This is a genomic window from Streptomyces sp. NRRL F-2580 (genome assembly GCF_000720115.1).
Classification (GTDB): domain Bacteria; phylum Actinomycetota; class Actinomycetes; order Streptomycetales; family Streptomycetaceae; genus Streptomyces.
This window is the reverse complement of record NZ_JOIR01000024.1, coordinates 1-18,554: the sequence shown is the minus strand read 5'-3', so window position 1 is coordinate 18,554 and position 18,554 is coordinate 1. Positions and strand designations below refer to the sequence as shown.

The following is an 18,554-nucleotide window of genomic DNA, read 5'->3' as shown; positions in this document are numbered from 1 at the left end:
ACCGTGACCGAACCCCTGCCCGGCCGACCCGGCAGCTTCGCCTCCCGCGCGCCGATGCCGTACGGGCAGTCCTCCTCCAGCCTCGCCGACATCCTCGAGCGCGTCCTGGACAAGGGCATCGTCATCGCCGGCGACATCCGCATCAACCTCCTCGACATCGAGCTGTTGACCATCAAACTCCGCATCTTGATCGCCTCCGTGGACAAGGCCAAGGAGATGGGCATCGACTGGTGGGAGCACGACCCCTCGCTGTCGTCCCGGCACACGGGCAGCCCCCTGGAACAGGAGAACCGCCGGCTGCGCGCAGAACTCGAAGCCCTCCGCGGCCGACTCGAACCCGGCGGGTACGACGAAGAAGAGGTCCCGGGCGAGGAACCGGGCGGCCGACCGGCCGGCCGACGACGGAAGAGCCCTCCGTGAACACCCCCGGCAGCCTCACCTACGTCTACGCAGTCACCCAGCGGACCGGCCTGCTGGGCGACGCCCTCGCCAGCCTGCACGGCATCGGCCAAGCGCCGCTCAGGTTCCTTCCCCTCACCGCCGACACCACCGATCCCGCCCCCAGCACCTCGCCCGAGTCGCTCGCCTTCGTGGCCAGCGACGTACCCGAACAGGACTTCAACGAGACCGCCCTCAAGAACCACTTCGAGGACCTGGACTGGCTCGAGTACGTCGCGCGCACCCATCACGACGTCGTTCAGGCCGTCGCCGCCCGGGCTCCCGTCCTGCCGCTGCGCATGGCCACCGTCTACCAGGACGACCACCGGGCCCGGCAGGCGCTCTCCGCCCAACAGGGCGCCTTCAGCCGGCGTCTCGACCAGCTGCGCGCCCACACCGAGTACGGCGTGAAGATCTACCTCACGCCCGAGGCCACACAGCCCCCTCCTGCGGCCCCCGCTCCGCCCGCCAGCCCGGGCAAGGCCTACCTACAGGCCCGCAGGGCCCAGCGCCACTCCCGCGACGCCGTCTACCAACAAGCAGAGCAGGCTGCCGAGACCATCGAGGCCATCGCCTCCCGCCATGCCAGCCAGCGTGCACGCCACGCACCCCAGCGCGGCGAACTCACCGGACCCGAGGAGAACGTCCTCAACGACGCCTACCTCATCCCCGACGACCAGGCCGGGCAGTTCCAGACCGCCATCGCCGACGCCGCCCAGCGCTTCCCCGACCTGCGCATCGAGGTCACCGGTCCCTGGGCTCCCTACTCCTTCGCCACGCCGGCAGCCGGCCCGGCCGACGCCCCCGAGCCGCCACCATGACCGTCAGCGAACACGGCGAGCCCCTGCCAGGCCGCCAGGTCGCCCTCGTCGACCTCCTCGACCGGCTCCTGAGCGGCGGAGTCGTCCTCACCGGCGACATCGTCCTGTCCATCGCCGACATTGACCTCGTCCGCATCTCACTGCGCGCCCTCATCGTCTCCGTCAGCTCCGAGACCGCCCGTGCCGGGGCGCAGGAGGGCGGACGCAATGAGTCATGAACACCCCCCGCCTCCACACTCCCGGCGCGGCCGGGTCCAAGACCTGGGCGACAGCCTCTCCCAGGCCTTCCGGCTCGTCCAGGCGCCCCCCGCCCCTCACGACAAACCCGCCCGCCCCGCCCACCGCCTGACAACCGACCCGGACGCCGTCGGGGAAGACCTCCTGAAGCTCGTCCTCACCATCATCGAGCTTCTGCGCCAGCTCATCGAACGGCAGGCCCTGCGCCGCGTCGATGCCGGGGATCTCACCGACGAACAGGAAGAAGAACTCGGCGCCACCCTCCTCGCCCTCCATGACAGCCTCGCCGACCTTTGCGAGGAACACGGCTACGCCCTGGAGGACCTCAACATCGACCTCGGCCCCCTCGGCCCCCTCCTCCCGCCCCGCGGCTGACGCCCCCTCCACCCGTCCGCGCGCCCGCGTGGCCGCGCTCAGCGGGCCGCCAACAGGTCCAGTTCGGCCTGGTACAGCAGGGCGGGGTCGCAGTCGATCCCGGCGAAGTGACCGCCGAGTTCCAGGGAGAGCACCCCGTGCAGCCGGGTTCGGAAGGAGAGGGCCAGGCGCTGCGCCGAGGAGGCCTCGGCCCGCCCTGCCGACCGCCCAGGGCCCTCCCCCAGGGGGGCCTCGCGCGTGTCCGCGCGCGCGTCGGGCCCGTCGGTACAGGCATCGGCGAGGATGTCCATGATCTCCGCCGCCAACGCTGCGACATCGGCGGCGCTGCGGTAGCCCGGCACCGGAGGACCGTACACGAGGAAATACCGCTGCGGATCATCGAGCGCCCACGTGCGCAGGGCCTGCCCGAGGCCGGCAAGATCCCCTTCTCCCTGGGCAGTCGCAGCCCTGAGTGTCCCCACCAGGCTCTGGTAGGCGTCATGAACCAATTCTGTGAGCAATTCGTCGCGGCTCGTGAAATAGCGGTAGAGCCCGGCGCCGCTCAGGCCCATGAGTCTGGCGATCCCGTTCAGGGAGAGCGCGGACGTTCCAGCAGTGGCGATCTGCTCCCAGGCCCGTTCTTTGATCTCTGAACGCACCTGCTGCCGGTATCGCTCACGGGGGCTTGTCGTCGAAGCTGCTTCACCCATGACAGCCTCCTCCTCGCGAGTTACACCCTATCGCTCGCGAGGGATTGCGGTGCTTTCCGCCCACCGCGCATCCCACACCGGATTCAGCGCAGGGCTGTGCCCTTGCCAGCCGTGCTGTGGGGAATGCGACATGCGAGAGCCGACAGGCGACCGATCACGGCAGCGTGCCCGAACCGTGGGAAGCTTGTTTGGCTGCTCCCCATGCATGCCGACGAGGAGGAGCTGCCACCCTGTACGCGGCCGAGCCTCAGCCTTTGACGATTCAGCCCCCGGGGATCGGCGACGGCAGGGACACGGGACCGCAACCCGGAGGCGCGGGAGTACGACATGCCAAACGACCCCGGTCCGCAGATCGGAGCGAGGCTGTACGACGCGGCCTACTACCAGGGGAACGCCATCACCGTGCGCCCCGACAGATGGGACCGGGGCGAGGGCGCAGTCGTGTACTCCCTCGCCTACCTCGGGTTGCGGCGCCTCGGCTCCTTGCAAGCCCCCGTCGAGGCCTCCGACCCCGGCAACCCGTTCCGCCAGGCCATCGGCAGCGTCACCCACATCACGGTGTGGGCGTACAGGCCCGACACCTGGCCGGATCGCTTGGACGAGCACGGAACGACCTGGCAGCAGTACAGCGCTGATACCGCCGACCTCGGCACCTGGGCGGCGAGAACCAAGTACGTACGCGTCTGGCAGCAGGCCAATGACGGAGTATTCGATGTGGACCTGCTTACCGAGGACAGCTTCAGGCCTCCGATCACGATCATGGAGTGATAAGCCGCCTCTCCATCCACGACGGGACGTGGGGTGGCCTCTCGGTATTCGTCCAGGAGACTCGCCAAGATCCAGGGAACGGGTGCATGATCTGCGGCTACCCGGACGCGCACCGCCCGTCCCGCGTGCCCCCGAGTTCCGGCTGGACGTGCGTTTCGAGGAAGCCGAGTGGTGATTGCCCGGCAACGCGTGCAGGTGCGGAACTGAAAGACGGCAGGTGCTGTGGATGCGTCCGGCGGACCCGCCGCGCTTCCTTCCTTCGACGACGCCGCGCTCCCTCACCCGATTGCCCGCCCCCCGGACACCGGTGCGGACGGCGCGCCGGTGGCCTACCGCCGGGCGGGGTCGCGGGCTGTCAGGGTTGGCGAGAGGCTGCGACGGCGCGGCCGCAGTGCGTCCTGCGGGGAGGCCCATGGTGTCGGTCGAGGAGGGGGTGGCGCCCTCGGGGTCCGTTGTCGGGACGGCCGCGCCCGACGAGGGGAACCGTAGGGCGGCCGTCGGTGCCCGTGTGCAGGAGGTGCTGTCGACCACCGACCACAAGGTGATCGGTTACATGTACCTCGTCACCGCGTTCGGATTCTTCCTGTTCGCTGGTGGGCTGGCGCTGCTGATGCGGGCGGAGCTGGCGCGTCCCGGGATGCAGATCGTCTCGGCCGAGCAGTACAACCAGCTGTTCACGGTGCACGGCACGATCATGATGCTGTTGTTCGCCACCCCCACCTTCACGGGCTTCGCCAACGCCGTGATGCCCCTGCAGGTCGGCGCCCCCGACGTCGCGTTCCCGCGCCTGAACGCCTTCACCTACTGGGTGTACCTGTTCGGTGGGCTCATGGTGGTCAGTGGATTCCTGACGGCGAACGGCTCGGCCGCCTTCGGCTGGTTCGCATACGCGCCCCTCAACGGAGCCGTCTTCTCCCCGGGCGTCGGCGCGGACCTCTGGATCATGGGGCTGGCGGTGTCGGGCCTGAGCACCATCCTGGGGTCGGTCAACTTCATCACCACCATCGTGTGCCTGCGCGCACCGGGCATGACCCTCTTCCGGATGCCGATCTTCACGTGGAACGTGCTGTTCACCTCCATCCTGGCGCTGCTCGCCTTCCCCGTGCTCACAGCCGCCCTTCTGGCACTGGAGGCCGACCGGAAGTTCGGCGCGCACGTCTTCGACGCCGCGAACGGCGGGGCTCTGCTGTGGCAGCACCTGTTCTGGTTCTTCGGGCACCCGGAGGTCTACATCGTCGCGCTGCCGTTCTTCGGAGTGGTGAGCGAGATCCTGCCGGTGTTCAGCAGGAAGCCCATCTTCGGGTACGTCGCTCTGGTCGGCGCGACGATGGCGATCACGGGGCTCTCGGCGACGGTATGGGCACACCACATGTTCGCCACCGGCGCGGTGCTGCTGCCGTTCTTCTCGCTGCTCTCCTTCCTGATCGCCGTTCCGACCGGAGTGAAGTTCTTCAACTGGATCGGGACCATGTGGAACGGCTCGCTGTCGTTCGAGACACCGATGCTGTGGTGCACCGGCTTCCTCGTCACCTTCCTGCTGGGCGGGCTGACCGGGGTGCTCGTCGCCTCCCCGCCGATGGACTTCCACCTCACCGACAGCTATTTCGTCGTGGCACACCTCCACTACGTGCTGTTCGGCACGATCGTCTTCGCCACCTTCGCCGGCTTCTACTTCTGGTGGCCCAAGTTCACCGGCCGGATGCTCGACGAACGCCTGGGGAAGATCCATTTCTGGACGCTGTTCGTCGGCTTCCAGCTCACCTTTCTCGTCCAGCACTGGCTGGGGGAGCAGGGAATGCCCCGGCGTTACGCCGACTACCTCGCGGCCGACGGATTCACCCTCCTGAACACGCTCTCCACGATCGGGGCGTTCCTGCTGGGGCTCTCGACCCTGCCCTTCCTCTGCAACGTCTGGCGCACGGCCCGCAACGGCGTCCGTGTCACGTCGGACGACCCGTGGGGGTGGGGACGTTCCCTGGAATGGGCGACCGGTTGTCCGCCGCCCCGGCACAACTTCCACGCGCTGCCCCGTATCCGCTCGGACTCGCCCGCGTTCGATCTGCACCATCCGGAGGTGAGGCCGCGATGAGGGCGGAAGCCTGGCTGTTCACCGGGGTCGCGGTGTTCTTCGCGTTGACCGGAGGCATCTACGCGGCGCTGTCCGACGATCCGGCGGGCACCTCCGCGCTCATGGTTTCGCTCCTGATGTCCGCCCTCGTGGCCGCCTTCATGTGGCGGCAGTTCTCCCGCGACGGGCGGCGGCCCGAGGACGACGGGACGGCGGGAGTCGCCGGAGGCGGCGACCGCCGCTTCTTCTTCCCCGCGCGCAGTTACGCCCCCGCGGTCACGGCGGTGGGAGCCGCGCTGATCGGTCTCGGAGTCGTGCAGGGGCTGTGGCTGGCCCTGATCGGCTTCGGCGTCCTCGCACCCGGGGTGTTCGGGTTCGTCTTCCGCCCGCGCCGTGCGGACACCTGAGCCCCACCCTCTCAGGTCCGGTCCGCCCGCTCCCGCAGAGGCTCGTCCGGTCCGGCGATCATGTCCTGTGCCCGCAGGCGGTCCTCCGCGCTGAGCGGGGGCCGCAAGCGGCCCGCGTAGTACCAGCGGCTGAGGGCAACGCGCAGACGGGCCGGCCACGTCCTCCGCGCCGAGGCAGGTCCGGCCGACCGCCGGGGCAGCGGGGCGTTCACCTCGTACACGGCGTTGACGTGGCGCTGCTCGGCGGGCAGCGGTACGCGCCGGGCCTCGAAGCCGCCTTCCACGCTCTCGCGAACCTCACCGCTCTCCGTCCCGTGCACCAGCTGCTCGGCGTCGCGGGCTTGAAGCGCGAGACACAGACGCCGGGTGAGCCAGAACGCGAGCGGTGGCAAGAGCACGACCGCGCAGCGCAGGGTCCAGGTGATGGCCTGTACCGAAATCTCGGTGATGAAGGCGGCGATGTCCTGAGACCCGGCCAGGAGCAGCACGGCGTAAAAGGTGAGGACGGCGCTACCCAGAGCTGTCCGGGCGGGGCGGTTCCGGGGCCGGTCGCACACATGGCGTTCGCCGTGGCGGCCGGTGATCCACCGCTCGAAGAACGGGTACCCGTACAGGCCCGCGAACAGCAGACCGGGAAGCAGGATGCCGGCCACCAGCGGATTCCACATGAGGGTGTGCCCCCACAGCCGGGTCTCCACCCCGGGCATCAGGCGCAGCGCACCCTCCAGGAAGCCGACGTACCAGTCCGGCTGCGCACCCGTTGACACCACGTCCGTCCGATAAGGGCCGTACGCCCAGACCGGGTTGATCTGGGCGAGCGCGCCGACGGCGGCGAGGACGGCGCTGGTCAGGAAGAACAGCCCGGCGGACTTCGCAACGTAGTGCGGAAAGAACGGCTCGCCCACGACGTTGCGGCCGGTGCGGCCGCGGCCCGCCCATTGGGTGTGCTTCAGGTGCACCACCAGCAGCAGGTGCAGGGAGACCAGCCCCACGAGCAGGCCGGGTACCAGGAGGATGTGGACGGGATACAGGCGCGCGACGATGTCCTGCGCCGGGTACTCGCCGCCGAAGGCGAAGAAGGACAGATACGTCCCGGCGACGGGCACGGACAGCATGATCCCCTGGGCGGTCCGCAGCCCCGTACCCGACAGCAGGTCGTCGGGCAGGGAGTAACCGGCGAAGCCCTCCACGAGTGCCAGCAGCAGCATGGTCACCCCGACAACCCAATTCGCCTCCCTCGGTCGGCGGAACGCGCCCGTGAGGAACACGCGCAGCAGATGGGCGCCGATCGCGAACACGAACACCAGCGCCGCCCAGTGGTGCATCTGACGCATCAGCAGGCCGCCGCGCACTTCGAAGCTGATGCGCAGGGTGGACGCGTACGCCTCGGAGACCTGCAGTCCGCGCAGCGGGGCGTACGGACCCGCGTAGACGGTGTCCTGCATCGACGGCTGGAAGAAGAAGGTGAGCCAGGTCCCGGTGAGGAGCAGGACGAGCAGGCTGTAAAGGGCGATCTCCCCGAGGAGGAACGACCAGTGGTCCGGAAACACCTTGCGCACGGTGGTCCGTGCCGCCTCGGCGAGCGGCAGGCGCTCATCCAATCCGCGAAACGAACGGCGCGCCGTCCGGCCCGCACGCCGCGCGGCGCGGACCCGTGTCCTCTTCAGCAGCACCGCACCCTCCGCGCATCAGGTTCCCCCTGCGCGGAGCATGGCCCTCCGGGGGCCGCTCCAGGGGGAGGCACGCGACCGGCCCGCCCGAAACCACGTGATCGGCCCCTGCGCCGGCCGCCCGCTCAGTGATCCGATGGCTTCCTCGTGAGGGCTTGTGCCGCGTGGACCAGGTCGGCGTTGCTGCCGGCAGGCGTCCCGTCGGGCCAGGACGAGCGTCGTGGGATCCCAGGCCGGGGTGCCGTCCCCCTCCGGTGCGTCGGCGGGGACGGTGTAGGCGGCGTCGACCCCGTCCACCGACGGTTCCTCGACGCGGAGGGCCGGTGCCCATCACGCTCCTTCGTCGCCGTGGCGGGTGTGGCCGCGCCCCGGGAGGATCTCCTGGATCTTGGCCTTCAGACCCTGGCGGACCATCCCGGCGCGGTCGCTGTCCCCCTTGAGGATCGAGGCGGCGGTGGCCTCGATCTGGTCCAGGTCGGCGTGCGGCGGGATCGGCGGGACGGCGGGGTCGGTGCGGAAGTCGATGACGAAGGGCCGGTCGGCGGCCAAGGCCTGCTTCCAGGCGGACTCCACACCGCCAGGTTCCTCCACCCGTACGCCGTCCAGCCCGATGGACCGCGCGAAGTCGGCGTAGGGCACGTCGGGCAGTGCCTGCGAGGGCAGGAACTGGGGGGCGCCGGACAGGGCCCGCATCTCCCAGGTGACCTGGTTGAGGTCCTGGTTGTTGAGCACGGCCACGACCAGCCGCGGATCCTGCCAGTCCCGGTAGTACTTGGCAGCCGTGATGAGCTCGGCCATGCCGTTCATCTGCATGGCGCCGTCGCCGACGATCGCCACCGCCGGGCGGTCGGGATGGGCGAACTTCGCCCCGATGGCGTACGGCACGCCGGGACCCATGGTGGCCAGGGTTCCGGAAAGCGAGCCGCGCATCTTCCCGCGCATCCGCAGGTGCCGGGCGTACCAGTTCGCCGCAGAACCGGAATCGGCCGCGAGCATCACGTCATCGGGCAGCAGCGCGTCGAGGGCGTGCACGACGTACTCGGGGTTGACCGGATCGGCGTCGATCCCGGCACGCCGTTCCATGACCTTCCACCACCGCGCCGTGTCCTTCTCGATCTTCTTGCGCCAGGATCCGTGCTTCTTGCGCTTCAGCTGCGGGAGCAAGGCCGTCAGCGTCTCCCGCGCGTCCCCGACGAGGTTCACCTCGAACGGGTAACGCAGGCCGACCATGAAGGGGTCGATGTCGATCTGCACGGCGCGGGCCTGGTCGAACTCCGGGAGGAACTGGGTGTACGGGAAACTGGAACCCACCACCAGGAGCGTGTCGCAGTCCCGCATCATCTCGTAGGACGGGCGGGTGCCCAGGAGCCCGATCGAGCCGGTGACGTACGGCAGGTCGTCCGGCAGGGCGTCCTTGCCGAGCAGGGCCTTGGCCACCCCGGCGCCCAGGACGTCCGCCAGTGCTTCGACCTCGGTCCTGGCGTGGCGTGCGCCCTGGCCGATCAGTACGGCGACCTTCTCGCCCTCGTTGAGGACGGCGGCGGCCCGGGCGAGGTCGGCGCCGGCGGGCACCGGCGCGTAGGAGGGGGTGCCGAGGCTGGAGGGGACCATCTTGAAGGCGTGCGTCGGCGGGGAGTAGTCCAGTTCCTGCACGTCGGCGGGGACGATGACCGCGGTCACGGTGCGCTTGGCGTACGCGGTGCGCACGGCCCGGTCGATGACGTTCGGCAGTTGTTCGGGGACGGTGACCATCTCGCAGAAGTCGGAGGCCACGTCCTTGTAGAGGCTGAGCAGGTCGACCTCCTGCTGGTAGGAGCCGCCCATGGCGCTGCGGTTGGTCTGCCCCACGATCGCCACTACCGGAACGTGGTCGAGCTTGGCGTCGTACAGGCCGTTGAGGAGGTGGATGGCGCCCGGTCCGGAGGTGGCGGCGCATACGCCGACCCGGCCGGAGAACTTGGCGTAGCCGACCGCCTCGAAGGCGGACATCTCCTCGTGGCGCGACTGGACGAACCGGGGCTTGTCGTCCGCGCGGCCCCATGCGGCCAACAGACCGTTGATCCCGTCACCTGGATAGGCGAAGACGTGCTCCACGTCCCACTCGCGCAGGCGCTGGAGGATGAAGTCGGCGACCTTGATCGACATGATGCTCCTTCTCGTGCTCGTGCTCGTGGGGTGGGGCAGTCGGTCCGCCGGTGGGCGTTCCGTCCGGCGTAGCAGGTGGTGGCCGGCCGCCGCCGAGAGGGCGGTCGCGCCCACGCCCGACGTGAGCGGCACGGCGTCCTGTCGCGACGGTTCGGGGCGGGCGGCCGGCTTCTCGGGGTGGTGGGAGGGGATCGGCCCGTCGAGGCCGAGGCCGAGGCCGAGGCCGAGGGTCAGGGCTTCGGCCAGGTGCAGGGCCTGTCGGCCGGTGGCCGCCTGGTCGATCTGCGTACGGCAGCTGAACCCGTCGGCGATCACCAGGGCGCTCGGAGTCGTCTTCCGCACGGCGGACAGGAACACCTGCGTGCCACCCGCCGCGGCACGCCGGCGGCTCCCGACGACGCGGGGGTGCGCGGCGAGCTGGAGGAGGCCGCGTACGCCCTCTGCGTCGTGATGGGCCAGCGCAGCGCCCACGGCGCGCTGCTGGCGGCGGAGCAGATGATCGCCGTCAACCGGCTGGAACCGCGGATGCTGCCGGTCGACGGCTGACGAACCTCGCCACGGTCAGAGGTGCAGTCGGCTGTTGCCTTCCTCGTGCCCGTCGGCGGCGGCCTCGTCGAACCACTGGTCCCCGGCCCCCAGGTAGCGGAAGCTGTGCGTGGTGCGGGCCGGCAGAGCCACGGTTACGGCCCGCATGCCGTCGCTCCGGGGTACGAGGACGTGCGCGCCCGGACGCCAGTCGTTGAACGTGCCCACGACGCTCACCGGCCCCGGCGGAACGTCCTCGGGGAGGACGAAGGTGACATCGGTCGTGTTCTTCCGCTGCTTGCGCTCCAACACGGCCTGTTCCTTTCCGTAGGGCGGGCGGCGCCCGCCGATCGGGGTCAGCCTGACGACCACTGCCCGGCCCGGCTGACGACCCGCCGTACGGGCGCCTTCCGCGTCACCCGTCCGGAGCGGGCCCGGCCGGGTGACGCCCACCCGGGGGGCCTCGGCCGGCCGGCGGTTTCGGTCCGGGCCGTTCGGGCAGAAGCCGACTGCCGTTCGGGCGGTGCGACCGCGACCACGGAACCGATCAAAGCGTCCGAGCGGGATCCATGGGGTGAAGGCGGTGGTCATGGACGCAGACGCGAGTGCCGCTCCGGCATCGGACAGCGGCCAGGGGTACGACGCGACTCCCTACCTGCCCTCGCGCGGCGGGCTGGCGGCCCTGCGCCGGGCCGCGGCCGACTGTCACGGGTGCCCGTTGTTCCGGGACGCCACGCAGACGGTCTTCGGCAAGGGCCCGGCCCGTTCGCGGCTGATGCTGGTCGGGGAGCAGCCCGGAGACCAGGAGGACGTGAAGGGAGAGCCCTTCGTCGGCCCTGCGGGGCAGTTGCTGCGCCGGGCGCTCGACGAGGCCGGGCTGGGTGACGAGAACGCCTACGTCACCAACGTGGTCAAGCACTTCAAGTTCACACCGGCCCCGCGCGGCAAGCGCCGGATCCACAAGGCTCCGAGCCTGCGGGAGATGACCGCGTGCAGGCCCTGGCTGGTGGAGGAACTGAGACTGGTCGCCCCTGACGTGCTGGTGGTGTTGGGAGGAACGGCAGGCAAGGCGCTGCTCGGCTCCTCCTTCCGGGTGGGCGAACGGCGTGGTGTCCTGCTGCCGATGCCGGACCCCTTCGGTGAGGAACCCGGAGCCGTCCCCGGCCAGCTGCTGGCCACGGTTCACCCCTCCGCGGTCCTGCGGGCCGACGACAGGGAAGCGGCCTTCGCGGGTCTGGTGGCGGACCTGTCCGTGGCGGCCACCGTGCTGGAGTAGGGGCCCGGGAGAGCGGCCTCCCGTGCTCGCCATCAGCCCGGGGCCCCGGTACGGGAACGTGCCGGACCAGTACCCGGACTGCTTCCACCGCGCCGAGCTCTCCAAGGAAGGCGGCACGGTCTCCCACCCGGTGTGCACGTCCTCGCGAACGGACGGCCGGGCCGGGCAGGCGCCCGCTCAAGGGGATGCTCACCGACCGGGACATCGTGGTGAGGGTCCTCGGCGCGGCAAGGACCCCGAGCAGGTGAAGGCCGGCGAGCTGGCACAGGGAGAAGCGGTCACGATCGGCGCCGACGACGAGGCCGAGGAGATCCTGACGACCATGAGCGAACACCAGGTCCGCCGGCTTTCGGTCATCGACGGCCACACCCTCGTCGGGATCGTCGCCCAGGCCGACGTCGCCCGCTCGCTCCCCGATCCGCGGGTGGGCGATCTCCTCGAAGCCCTCTCCGCCTGACCGCGACCAACGGGTGAAGCGGAAGCCGCGCCTTCGCTCGCCGGGCCTCGTCACACGAACCTGCGCGGCATGCTCCAGGTGGCGGGATGGGATGGACCGCGGAGGGTAGGGGCCCTGTACCGGGGTGCGGTCCGGCCTTCCGGCCGCGACGGGGCCGCATCCCGGCAGCCCTCGGTCTTCGCCCCCCGTTCGGGGATGCCGCCACCCGGGCTGGGCCGGCTGCTGCGGACACGCCGCCCCCTTGGGCCCCAGCGAGTGGTTGCCGCGGCCGAGCTCGGGCAGGTGCGTGGGCGTGGGGGAGGGATGAAGCGACCGCCGCGGGCCACGGCCGCGGAACACCAGCCGAAAGGACTTCTCAGATGTCGCGGGTGAAGGAAACGATCGAGGTTGATGTGCCGGTGACGATGGCCTACAACCAGTGGACGCAGTTCGAGTCGTTCCCGGAGTTCATGGACGGTGTGCAGCGGATCGAGCAGCGCACGGACACGCTCACGCACTGGGTGACGAAGATCGCCGGGGTGGAGCGTGAGTTCGATGCGGAGATCACCGAGCAGGTCCCCGATCAGAAGGTCGCCTGGGTCACCGTCGGCGGTGAGACCGAGCAGTCGGGGCTGGTCACGTTCCGGCGGATCGACCCCGCCCACACCGAGGTCACGCTGATGATGGACTTCGACCCGGACGGCATGGCGGAGAACATCGGTGACAAGCTCGGGTTCGTAGACCGGCAGGTCAAGGGCGACCTGCGGCGCTTCAAGCACTTCATCGAAGACCGCGGCACGGCCACCGGCCAATGGCGTGGGCAGGTCTGACCGCTGCTGCCCGACACCACCCCGGGCTGGGCGGTGGACGAAGCAGCAGTAAGAACAGTGGACGGCCGCCGTGCGCAACGCCGCACGGCGGCCGCCGGTATGCCGGGCGTCCGGCCTCGACAGCGTCCGGCCCTCAATCGGCCAGGGTCCCCTGCCGAGCATGCGGCGGGCGTTCCCCCTGCGAGGCCTGGCGAGCGACCGGCCGCCGACAGCACGTGGGCGGCGCGGCGGGAACCGTGCGCGGAGTCCTCCGTCCCGGGCCGTACAGGAGATTCCGCGACACCGGCCGGGCCGCTCGGCGATGTTCCCGCGACGCAGGGGTAGGTTCCCCGGCATGCGCACTCATGACCTCGTCATCGTAGGGGCGGGCTCCGGGAACGCCATCGTCGACGACCGTTTCTCCCATCTGGACGTCGCCATCGTCGACGAGGGGCCCTTCGGCGGAACCTGTCTGAACCGGGGATGCGTCCCGAGCAAGATGCTGGTGCATGTCGCGGACATCGCCGACGGCGTCCGTGATGCCGACTCCCTCGGAGTGGACGCGACGCTGCGGGGCGTCCGTTGGGCCGACGTACGAGCGAGGGTCTTCGGACGTCTGGACCGGGAGGCGGCCGAGGGCGAAGAGGGCAGGCGCGAAACCCCGTACGTCCATGTCTACAAGGGGCACGCCCGTTTCACCGAGGACCGGACACTCCTCGTCGGGGCAGGCGACGACACCGTCAGGATCCGGGGGGAGCAGGTCGTCGTCGCTGCCGGCAGCCGCCCCACCGTGCCCGAACGGGTGGCCGAATCCGGGCTCCCGTACGAGACGTCCGACACGGTCATGCGCCTGGACCGTCCGCCGCGGCACCTGGCGGTGCTGGGTGGCGGCTACGTCGCGGCCGAGCTCGCGCACGTCTTCCACGCCGCGGGCAGCCGCGTCACGGTCATCGAGCAGGAGGACACGCTGCTCGCCGCTCAGGACGAGACCGTCTCCGCCGCGTACACCGAGATCGCCGCAGGCCGCTACGACGTGCGCACGGGCACGGCGCTGACCCGCGTCGAGGGCGCGCCGGGGCAGCTGGGCCTGGTATTGGACGACGGCACGACCGTGGAGGCGGACACCCTGCTCGTCGCCGTGGGACGCACCCCCAACAGTGACCGGATCCGGGCCGACCGGGCCGGGATCGCCCGGCACGGCGACGGGCGAATCGTCGTGGACGCCTTCCAGCGGACCACCGCCACCGGGGTCTTCGCCCTCGGTGACGTGTGCACGCCCTTCCCCCTCAAACACGTGGCGAACCGGGAGGCGCGGGTGGTGGCACACAACCTGCTGCACGCCGACGACCTGGTACGGACCTCCCACGAGGCCGTTCCCGCGGCCGTGTTCACCCGCCCCCAGATCGCGCAGGTGGGCAGGACCGAGCGGGAGTGCCGGGAGGAGGGACTCGACTACGCGGTCTCCGTGCGCCGTTTCTCGGACTCGGCGTACGGGTGGGCCCTGGAGGACGGCACCGGTTTCTGCAAGGTGCTGGCGGACCGCGGCACCGGACTGCTGCTGGGCGCCCACATCCTGGGCCCCCAGGCAGCCACCCTGATCCAGCCGCTGGTGGTGGCCATGAGCCTGGGGATCGGCGCCGCCACCCTGGCGCGCACTCCGTACTGGATCCATCCCGCCGCCACCGAGACGGTTTCGAACGCCCTTCTCGGCCTGGACCTCCGCTCCTCCACCCCCTGAGCGGATCAGGGGTCACGAGTCGTGTCGTCGGTCATCCGGTTCCAAACCGGCTGTCACGCCTGTCCTCTACGCCGTGCCCGGCCGGCCCGATCCGGGCGCGGGACCAGCGCGGGCGGGCGGAACGAGCCGATGGATTGTCCGGGTACGGGCGGGTAGGCGCAGTACACATGGCAGAGGCTGCGGGCCGGGGCGGCCCGCGCGGCCGAAGCAGCGCGAAGTGAGGTGAGGAGCATGACCGTCCCGGCGGGTTTCATGCCGCAGACCGCAGTGGTCACCGGCTCCGATTCCGGTATCGGCCGGGCCGTGGCCGTACGGTTCGCCCAGGCCGGCATCGACGTCGGCATCACCTGGCACACCGACGAGCGGGGGGCGCGGGACACCGCCGAGGAGGTCCGCGGTTACGGACGGCGGGCGGTGGTGTCCAGACTCGACCTCGCCGCGCTGCCGGACGCCTCGGAGGTCATCGACGTGCTGGCGGACGAGCTCGCGGGGATCGACATCCTGGTCAACAACGCGGGCACCGGCACGGCGACCCCGTTCCTCGACCTTGACCTCGCCACAGTGCGGCACGTACTGGACGTCGACCTCGTCGGCCCCCTCCTGTGCGGCCAGCGCGCGGCACGCAGGATGATCCGTCAGGGCCGGGGCGGTCGGATCGTCAACATCACGTCCGTTCACGAGCACCAGCCGAGGGTGGGCGCGGGCCCGTACTGCGCGGCCAAGGCCGGTCTCGGGCTGCTGACCCAGGTGATGGCTCTGGAGCTGGCTGAATACGGCATCACCGTGAACGCCGTCGCGCCGGGCGAGATCGCCACCCCCATGACCGGCCAGGAGGACGAGGACGTCCGGGTGGTGCGCAGGCCCGGCGTGCCGCTCGGCCGGCCGGGAGACGCCCGCGAGGTGGCCGAGGTCGTTGCCTTCCTTGCCGGGCCGGGAGCCTCGTACGTGACCGGAGCCTCCTGGGCGGTGGACGGTGGCATGCTCCGCATGGGCGCCATGGCCGGTTCGCACCTGGACCACGATCACTGGCGCACAGCCTGAAGGAATCCCCGTCCGCGCGCGGCCCGCTGAGCCGCCTGTTCCAGCTCCCGGCCCTCGTCGCGCTCTGCCGGGCTCCCATGCTCGGCCCGCACATCAGGTGGGGTGCGAGGGCGGTCAGAGGTGGCTTCGACTGCCGTGCGGCTGGGCCCACCGGCGGTGCAGGGCGGTGCGCGCCTGCGAGGGGAGGAGACGGGTCACCGCATGCTGTGAGCGGGTACGCAGGGATCCCGCGACCTTGCGTGTTCTACGGTCCATGAGCGCGCGGTAGCCCTGGCGCGCCACCAGCGCTGGATCGTCCTTCTTCGCCCGCCCGAGACGGGTGTCCAGCAGACCGGCACGTACGAAGAACCGGGTGTCGGTGGCACCGGGCAACAACGCGGTGACGGACACCCCGGAGCCCTCCACCTCGGTGTGCAGGGCTTCCGCGAAGGACTCCAGGAAGGCCTTGGAGGCGTTGTAGACCGCGTGGTACGGCCCCGGAATCTCGGCGGCCACCGACGCGACGACGAGTAGCCGCCCCTCTCCCCGCCGGGCCATGTCGCTCAGCAGCCGGTGGGCCAAATGCACGGTCGAGAAGACATTGACGTCGATGAGCCGGGTCAGGTCCGCGAGGTCGGTTTCCAGAAAGGCGCCACCACGGCCGATTCCCGCGTTCAGAACCGCGGCGCTCACGGGCCGGCCGAGGGCGCGGAGCTCCGCCAGCAAGGTCTCCACACCGCCGGGGGTCGCCAGATCGACGCGGGTCGCGTGAACCCGGGTGCCGTACAGCCGGAGCCTGGCCACCGCTTCGTCGAGGAGTTCGTCCTCGGCGGTGACCGCCAGTTCGTATCCGTGCCGGGCGAACTCCCGGGCCAACTCCAGACCGATGCCGCTGGAGGCGCCGGTGATCACAGCAAGGGGATGTGAGGTGTCCATGACATTCTGCGCCTCTCGTACGGTGCCTGGGGCGACGCCAGCCGCGGAAGCAGCCGCTCCACGGGGCGACTGCCCGGCAGCGGGCGCTTCAAGCCCAGGCGGGGCTCCGCCCAGCGACGTCGAATTGCGCGCCGCCGCTCGATTCAGCGGTCTCAGACGGCCCTCCGACGATGCCGTGGGTCGCCGGCGGGCCGAACCAGGCCGCCCGCCCTCCCCGAGCCGGCTGAGCGCGGACGCGGAGTCGTGCACGCCGCGCGGCCGCCATCCGGCAGCTGTGCCGGAAGGAGTGGGGAGACCTGCTGCGGGTAGGCGCCGAATGCCCCGGGCCCACCGGAGTCACCGCGTTCCGCGAGGACGCCGGGGCCGGGCAGGACCCGGGCCTTCGAACGGAGGAGGGCAGATTCATGTCCGAACATTTCTCAGAACCCGACCGGCAGCGAGGTGGCGGACCCGGTCCGGAGGGCGGGGTGCCACCCGGCGAGACACCGCCCGGTGAATCCAGCACCGGCTCCGGAGCGGGCCCGTACCGGCCCCTCACACGTGGCTGGGCCAAAGGGCCCCTCGTGGTGATCTGCCTGCTGGCCTTGGTCTTCGCCCTGTTCTTCCTTGCCTACGCCATCATCCTGAACCTTTGACGTCCGCCTCGGCCCGGCCCGAGCGACGCCCTGCGGCCGCCCCCGACAGGGCGGACGCACTCGTCAGAGCAAGGGGCGGATTCCGGGTTCTGCTGTCCGTCCATGGCCTCCCCGGCTGCCCGGCCCGTACCACCGCCCGCGGCACGCCCGGGCGGCGTGGGTGGCGCTGCCCTGCTCGTCACTGACCAGCTGACCGGGGCAAACGCCGGGAGCGGGCCCGACCCCACGAAATGGAGTGCAGCTCGCAAAGGGAGTCCTGGCAGAGCCAGTGCTTCGCCGCGGGCTCCTGCTGCTCGCCGCCGTCACGACGGTCGCAGTGGTGTGGCGAGCCAGGAGGCCCCGCTGAGGGACCACCCGTCCCTTGGGCCACGACTCCCATGGGGGCCCGTAACCTGCGGCCGAGTCCCAGTACCGCGTCACCGTCACCGATGGCGGACGGGGTCCCGCCACGCGGCGGTACGGGTTCCGGGGGCGGGTGGTGGGCAGTGCCGGTGGCGCGGGCCGCCTCCGCGGCTTCGTCCAGGGGCCGGCGCAGCAGCAGGGTGGGCGCGGCCCTGCGGCCCGGGCCGCCGCCGGACCGGACGAGGTCGTCGATGACGGCCGTCGGGTGGGCCCATGGGCGGCCATTCGGACGGGCAAGGCTCTCCGATCGGGTGGGGGTGCGTACGTCGGGCGCTCATGCTCTGCCGTGTGGGGGATGACTGTCTGCCGGGGCGGGATGGCCCGGCCCCAGCAACCAGTGAAAGGCGGATGAGGAATGGGACACGGCGGGAACATGATCGAGGAGCTGATGGCGGATCACCGGGAGGTCGAGGAGATCTTCGGCCGGATCCAGTCCAAGCCCGGCCAGGGGCAGGAACTGCGTGACCTGGTCGACGAGGTCACCATCGAGCTGGTGCGGCATTCGGTCGCCGAGGAGCAGTACCTGTACCCGGCGGTCCGCGAGTACGTCGAGGGCGGTGACCGGCTGGCGGACAAGGAGATCGAGGACCACGGCCGGGTCGAGAAGATCCTCAAGCAGCTGGAGAAGATGGATACCGGCGATGCGCAGATGAGCCCGGTGCTGCAGCAGCTCATGGAGGAGGTGGCGGAGCACATTCAGGACGAGGAGAACAATCTCTTCCCGATGCTGCGGCGCACCTGTTCCGCCGAGAAGCTGGATGAGCTGGGGGACAAGGTGCGGCGGGCCAAGACCATGGCCCCGACCCGCCCGCACCCCTCCGCGCCGTCCACTCCACCGGCGAACAAGCTCCTCGCCCCGGGTGCCGGTCTGGTCGACAGGGCCCGCGACTTCGTCACCGGCCGCGGAAAGTCCTGACCGGCCCGGCAGCCGGGACCGGTGGGGCATGGGGCGACCGCGCACGCACGCGGACGCCCCAGGCGCCCCCTGGTGGGGGCGTGACGCGGGTTACCCCGGGGTCGGTGACGGCCCCCTACACTGGTCGTTCACCAGCGGGGCAACGCGGCTCCGTACAGAACAGCTCACCGCCGGCCAGCCGGTCCCGGGTGGGCTCGCCGCTGAGGACCGATCGCCCGTGCCCGCCGACCTGACCGCGCTCAT

General features: G+C 70.8%; 19 protein-coding genes and 1 pseudogene. 15 read left to right on the top strand and 5 right to left on the bottom strand.

Going from position 1 to position 18,554, the window contains the following annotated elements:
• The first annotated feature begins 54 nt into the window (after nucleotides 1-54).
• Genes gvpJ through IF88_RS0124920 form a run of 4 tightly spaced genes read left to right on the top strand, consistent with a single transcriptional unit; the run spans nucleotide 55 to nucleotide 1,871 of the window.
• Entirely contained in the window at nucleotides 55-420 is a 366-nt protein-coding gene (gene gvpJ, locus IF88_RS0124935; protein ID WP_030716649.1) for a gas vesicle protein, read from the top strand.
• On the top strand, nucleotides 417-1,259 hold the full coding sequence (locus tag IF88_RS0124930; protein WP_037806915.1) for a GvpL/GvpF family gas vesicle protein: 843 nt from the start codon (nucleotides 417-419) through the stop codon (nucleotides 1,257-1,259). Before gvpJ ends, IF88_RS0124930 begins: the two co-directional genes overlap by 4 nt.
• Entirely contained in the window at nucleotides 1,256-1,477 is a 222-nt protein-coding gene (locus IF88_RS40780) for a gas vesicle protein (protein WP_037806912.1), read from the top strand. Before IF88_RS0124930 ends, IF88_RS40780 begins: the two co-directional genes overlap by 4 nt.
• The gene (locus tag IF88_RS0124920; protein ID WP_030716645.1) at nucleotides 1,467-1,871 is read left to right on the top strand and encodes a gas vesicle protein K; all 405 of its coding nucleotides are present in this window, start codon (nucleotides 1,467-1,469) and stop codon (nucleotides 1,869-1,871) included. Before IF88_RS40780 ends, IF88_RS0124920 begins: the two co-directional genes overlap by 11 nt.
• Before the next feature lie 38 nt (nucleotides 1,872-1,909).
• Here IF88_RS0124920 and IF88_RS0124915 read toward each other — a convergent pair whose 3' ends face one another.
• A complete protein-coding gene (locus IF88_RS0124915) occupies nucleotides 1,910-2,560 on the bottom strand; it encodes a TetR/AcrR family transcriptional regulator (RefSeq protein ID WP_030716643.1) in 651 nt (216 codons plus the stop codon).
• A 327-nt stretch (nucleotides 2,561-2,887) separates the two neighbouring features.
• Between IF88_RS0124915 and IF88_RS0124910 the strand changes: the two genes are divergently transcribed.
• From IF88_RS0124910 to IF88_RS0124900, 3 genes are all read left to right on the top strand, one after another.
• On the top strand, nucleotides 2,888-3,328 hold the full coding sequence (locus tag IF88_RS0124910; protein WP_030716640.1) for a hypothetical protein: 441 nt from the start codon (nucleotides 2,888-2,890) through the stop codon (nucleotides 3,326-3,328).
• Nucleotides 3,329-3,740: 412 nt separating this feature from the next.
• Entirely contained in the window at nucleotides 3,741-5,417 is a 1,677-nt protein-coding gene (gene ctaD / locus IF88_RS0124905) for a cytochrome c oxidase subunit I (RefSeq protein ID WP_078893116.1), read from the top strand.
• Nucleotides 5,414-5,803 (top strand): cytochrome c oxidase subunit 4, encoded by a 390-nt coding sequence (locus IF88_RS0124900; RefSeq protein WP_030716635.1) that lies wholly within the window; start codon nucleotides 5,414-5,416, stop codon nucleotides 5,801-5,803. The genes ctaD and IF88_RS0124900 overlap by 4 nt, the downstream gene beginning before the upstream one ends.
• 11 nt (nucleotides 5,804-5,814) lie before the next feature.
• On the opposite strand, the gene IF88_RS0124895 is transcribed toward IF88_RS0124900, so the two are convergent.
• Entirely contained in the window at nucleotides 5,815-7,476 is a 1,662-nt protein-coding gene (locus tag IF88_RS0124895; RefSeq protein WP_030716633.1) for a cytochrome b, read from the bottom strand.
• Between the two features lie 327 nt (nucleotides 7,477-7,803).
• Nucleotides 7,804-9,618 carry a thiamine pyrophosphate-requiring protein gene (locus tag IF88_RS0124890; protein WP_030716631.1) on the bottom strand — a complete coding sequence of 605 codons (1,815 nt, stop codon included), beginning with the start codon at nucleotides 9,616-9,618 and terminating at the stop codon, nucleotides 7,804-7,806.
• Nucleotides 9,619-9,693: 75 nt separating this feature from the next.
• Between IF88_RS0124890 and IF88_RS49410 the strand changes: the two genes are divergently transcribed.
• Nucleotides 9,694-10,164 (top strand): DUF5133 domain-containing protein, encoded by a 471-nt coding sequence (locus IF88_RS49410; protein WP_107050629.1) that lies wholly within the window; start codon nucleotides 9,694-9,696, stop codon nucleotides 10,162-10,164.
• A gap of 15 nt (nucleotides 10,165-10,179) precedes the next feature.
• Here the strand turns inward: IF88_RS49410 and IF88_RS0124880 are convergent, their stop codons facing one another.
• Nucleotides 10,180-10,455 carry an isoamylase early set domain-containing protein gene (locus IF88_RS0124880; protein ID WP_030716622.1) on the bottom strand — a complete coding sequence of 92 codons (276 nt, stop codon included), beginning with the start codon at nucleotides 10,453-10,455 and terminating at the stop codon, nucleotides 10,180-10,182.
• 277 nt (nucleotides 10,456-10,732) lie between these two features.
• Here IF88_RS0124880 and IF88_RS0124875 point away from each other — a divergent pair, with 277 nt between their 5' ends.
• From IF88_RS0124875 to IF88_RS0124855, 5 genes and pseudogenes are all read left to right on the top strand, one after another.
• A complete protein-coding gene (locus IF88_RS0124875) occupies nucleotides 10,733-11,419 on the top strand; it encodes a UdgX family uracil-DNA binding protein (protein WP_030716620.1) in 687 nt (228 codons plus the stop codon).
• A gap of 176 nt (nucleotides 11,420-11,595) precedes the next feature.
• A pseudogene (locus IF88_RS40775) lies at nucleotides 11,596-11,876 on the top strand (CBS domain-containing protein); the annotation flags it as partial.
• A gap of 359 nt (nucleotides 11,877-12,235) precedes the next feature.
• Nucleotides 12,236-12,685 carry an SRPBCC family protein gene (locus IF88_RS0124865; protein ID WP_030716617.1) on the top strand — a complete coding sequence of 150 codons (450 nt, stop codon included), beginning with the start codon at nucleotides 12,236-12,238 and terminating at the stop codon, nucleotides 12,683-12,685.
• A gap of 334 nt (nucleotides 12,686-13,019) precedes the next feature.
• Nucleotides 13,020-14,402: a mycothione reductase gene (locus IF88_RS0124860; protein ID WP_030716614.1), complete on the top strand. Its 1,383-nt coding sequence runs from the start codon at nucleotides 13,020-13,022 to the stop codon at nucleotides 14,400-14,402.
• 231 nt (nucleotides 14,403-14,633) lie between these two features.
• Complete coding sequence (locus IF88_RS0124855) at nucleotides 14,634-15,443, top strand: SDR family oxidoreductase (protein ID WP_078893113.1); 810 nt, start codon at nucleotides 14,634-14,636, stop codon at nucleotides 15,441-15,443.
• A 114-nt stretch (nucleotides 15,444-15,557) separates the two neighbouring features.
• Here the strand turns inward: IF88_RS0124855 and IF88_RS0124845 are convergent, their stop codons facing one another.
• The gene (locus IF88_RS0124845) at nucleotides 15,558-16,358 is read right to left on the bottom strand and encodes an SDR family NAD(P)-dependent oxidoreductase (RefSeq protein WP_030716607.1); all 801 of its coding nucleotides are present in this window, start codon (nucleotides 16,356-16,358) and stop codon (nucleotides 15,558-15,560) included.
• 404 nt (nucleotides 16,359-16,762) lie between these two features.
• Between IF88_RS0124845 and IF88_RS0124840 the strand changes: the two genes are divergently transcribed.
• Together IF88_RS0124840 and IF88_RS0124835 are read left to right on the top strand one after the other, a co-directional pair.
• Nucleotides 16,763-16,993, top strand: a complete 231-nt coding sequence (locus IF88_RS0124840; RefSeq protein WP_030716601.1) for a DUF6480 family protein — start codon at nucleotides 16,763-16,765, stop codon at nucleotides 16,991-16,993.
• A 757-nt stretch (nucleotides 16,994-17,750) separates the two neighbouring features.
• A complete protein-coding gene (locus tag IF88_RS0124835) occupies nucleotides 17,751-18,311 on the top strand; it encodes a hemerythrin domain-containing protein (RefSeq protein WP_030716594.1) in 561 nt (186 codons plus the stop codon).
• Nucleotides 18,312-18,554 lie beyond the last annotated feature (243 nt).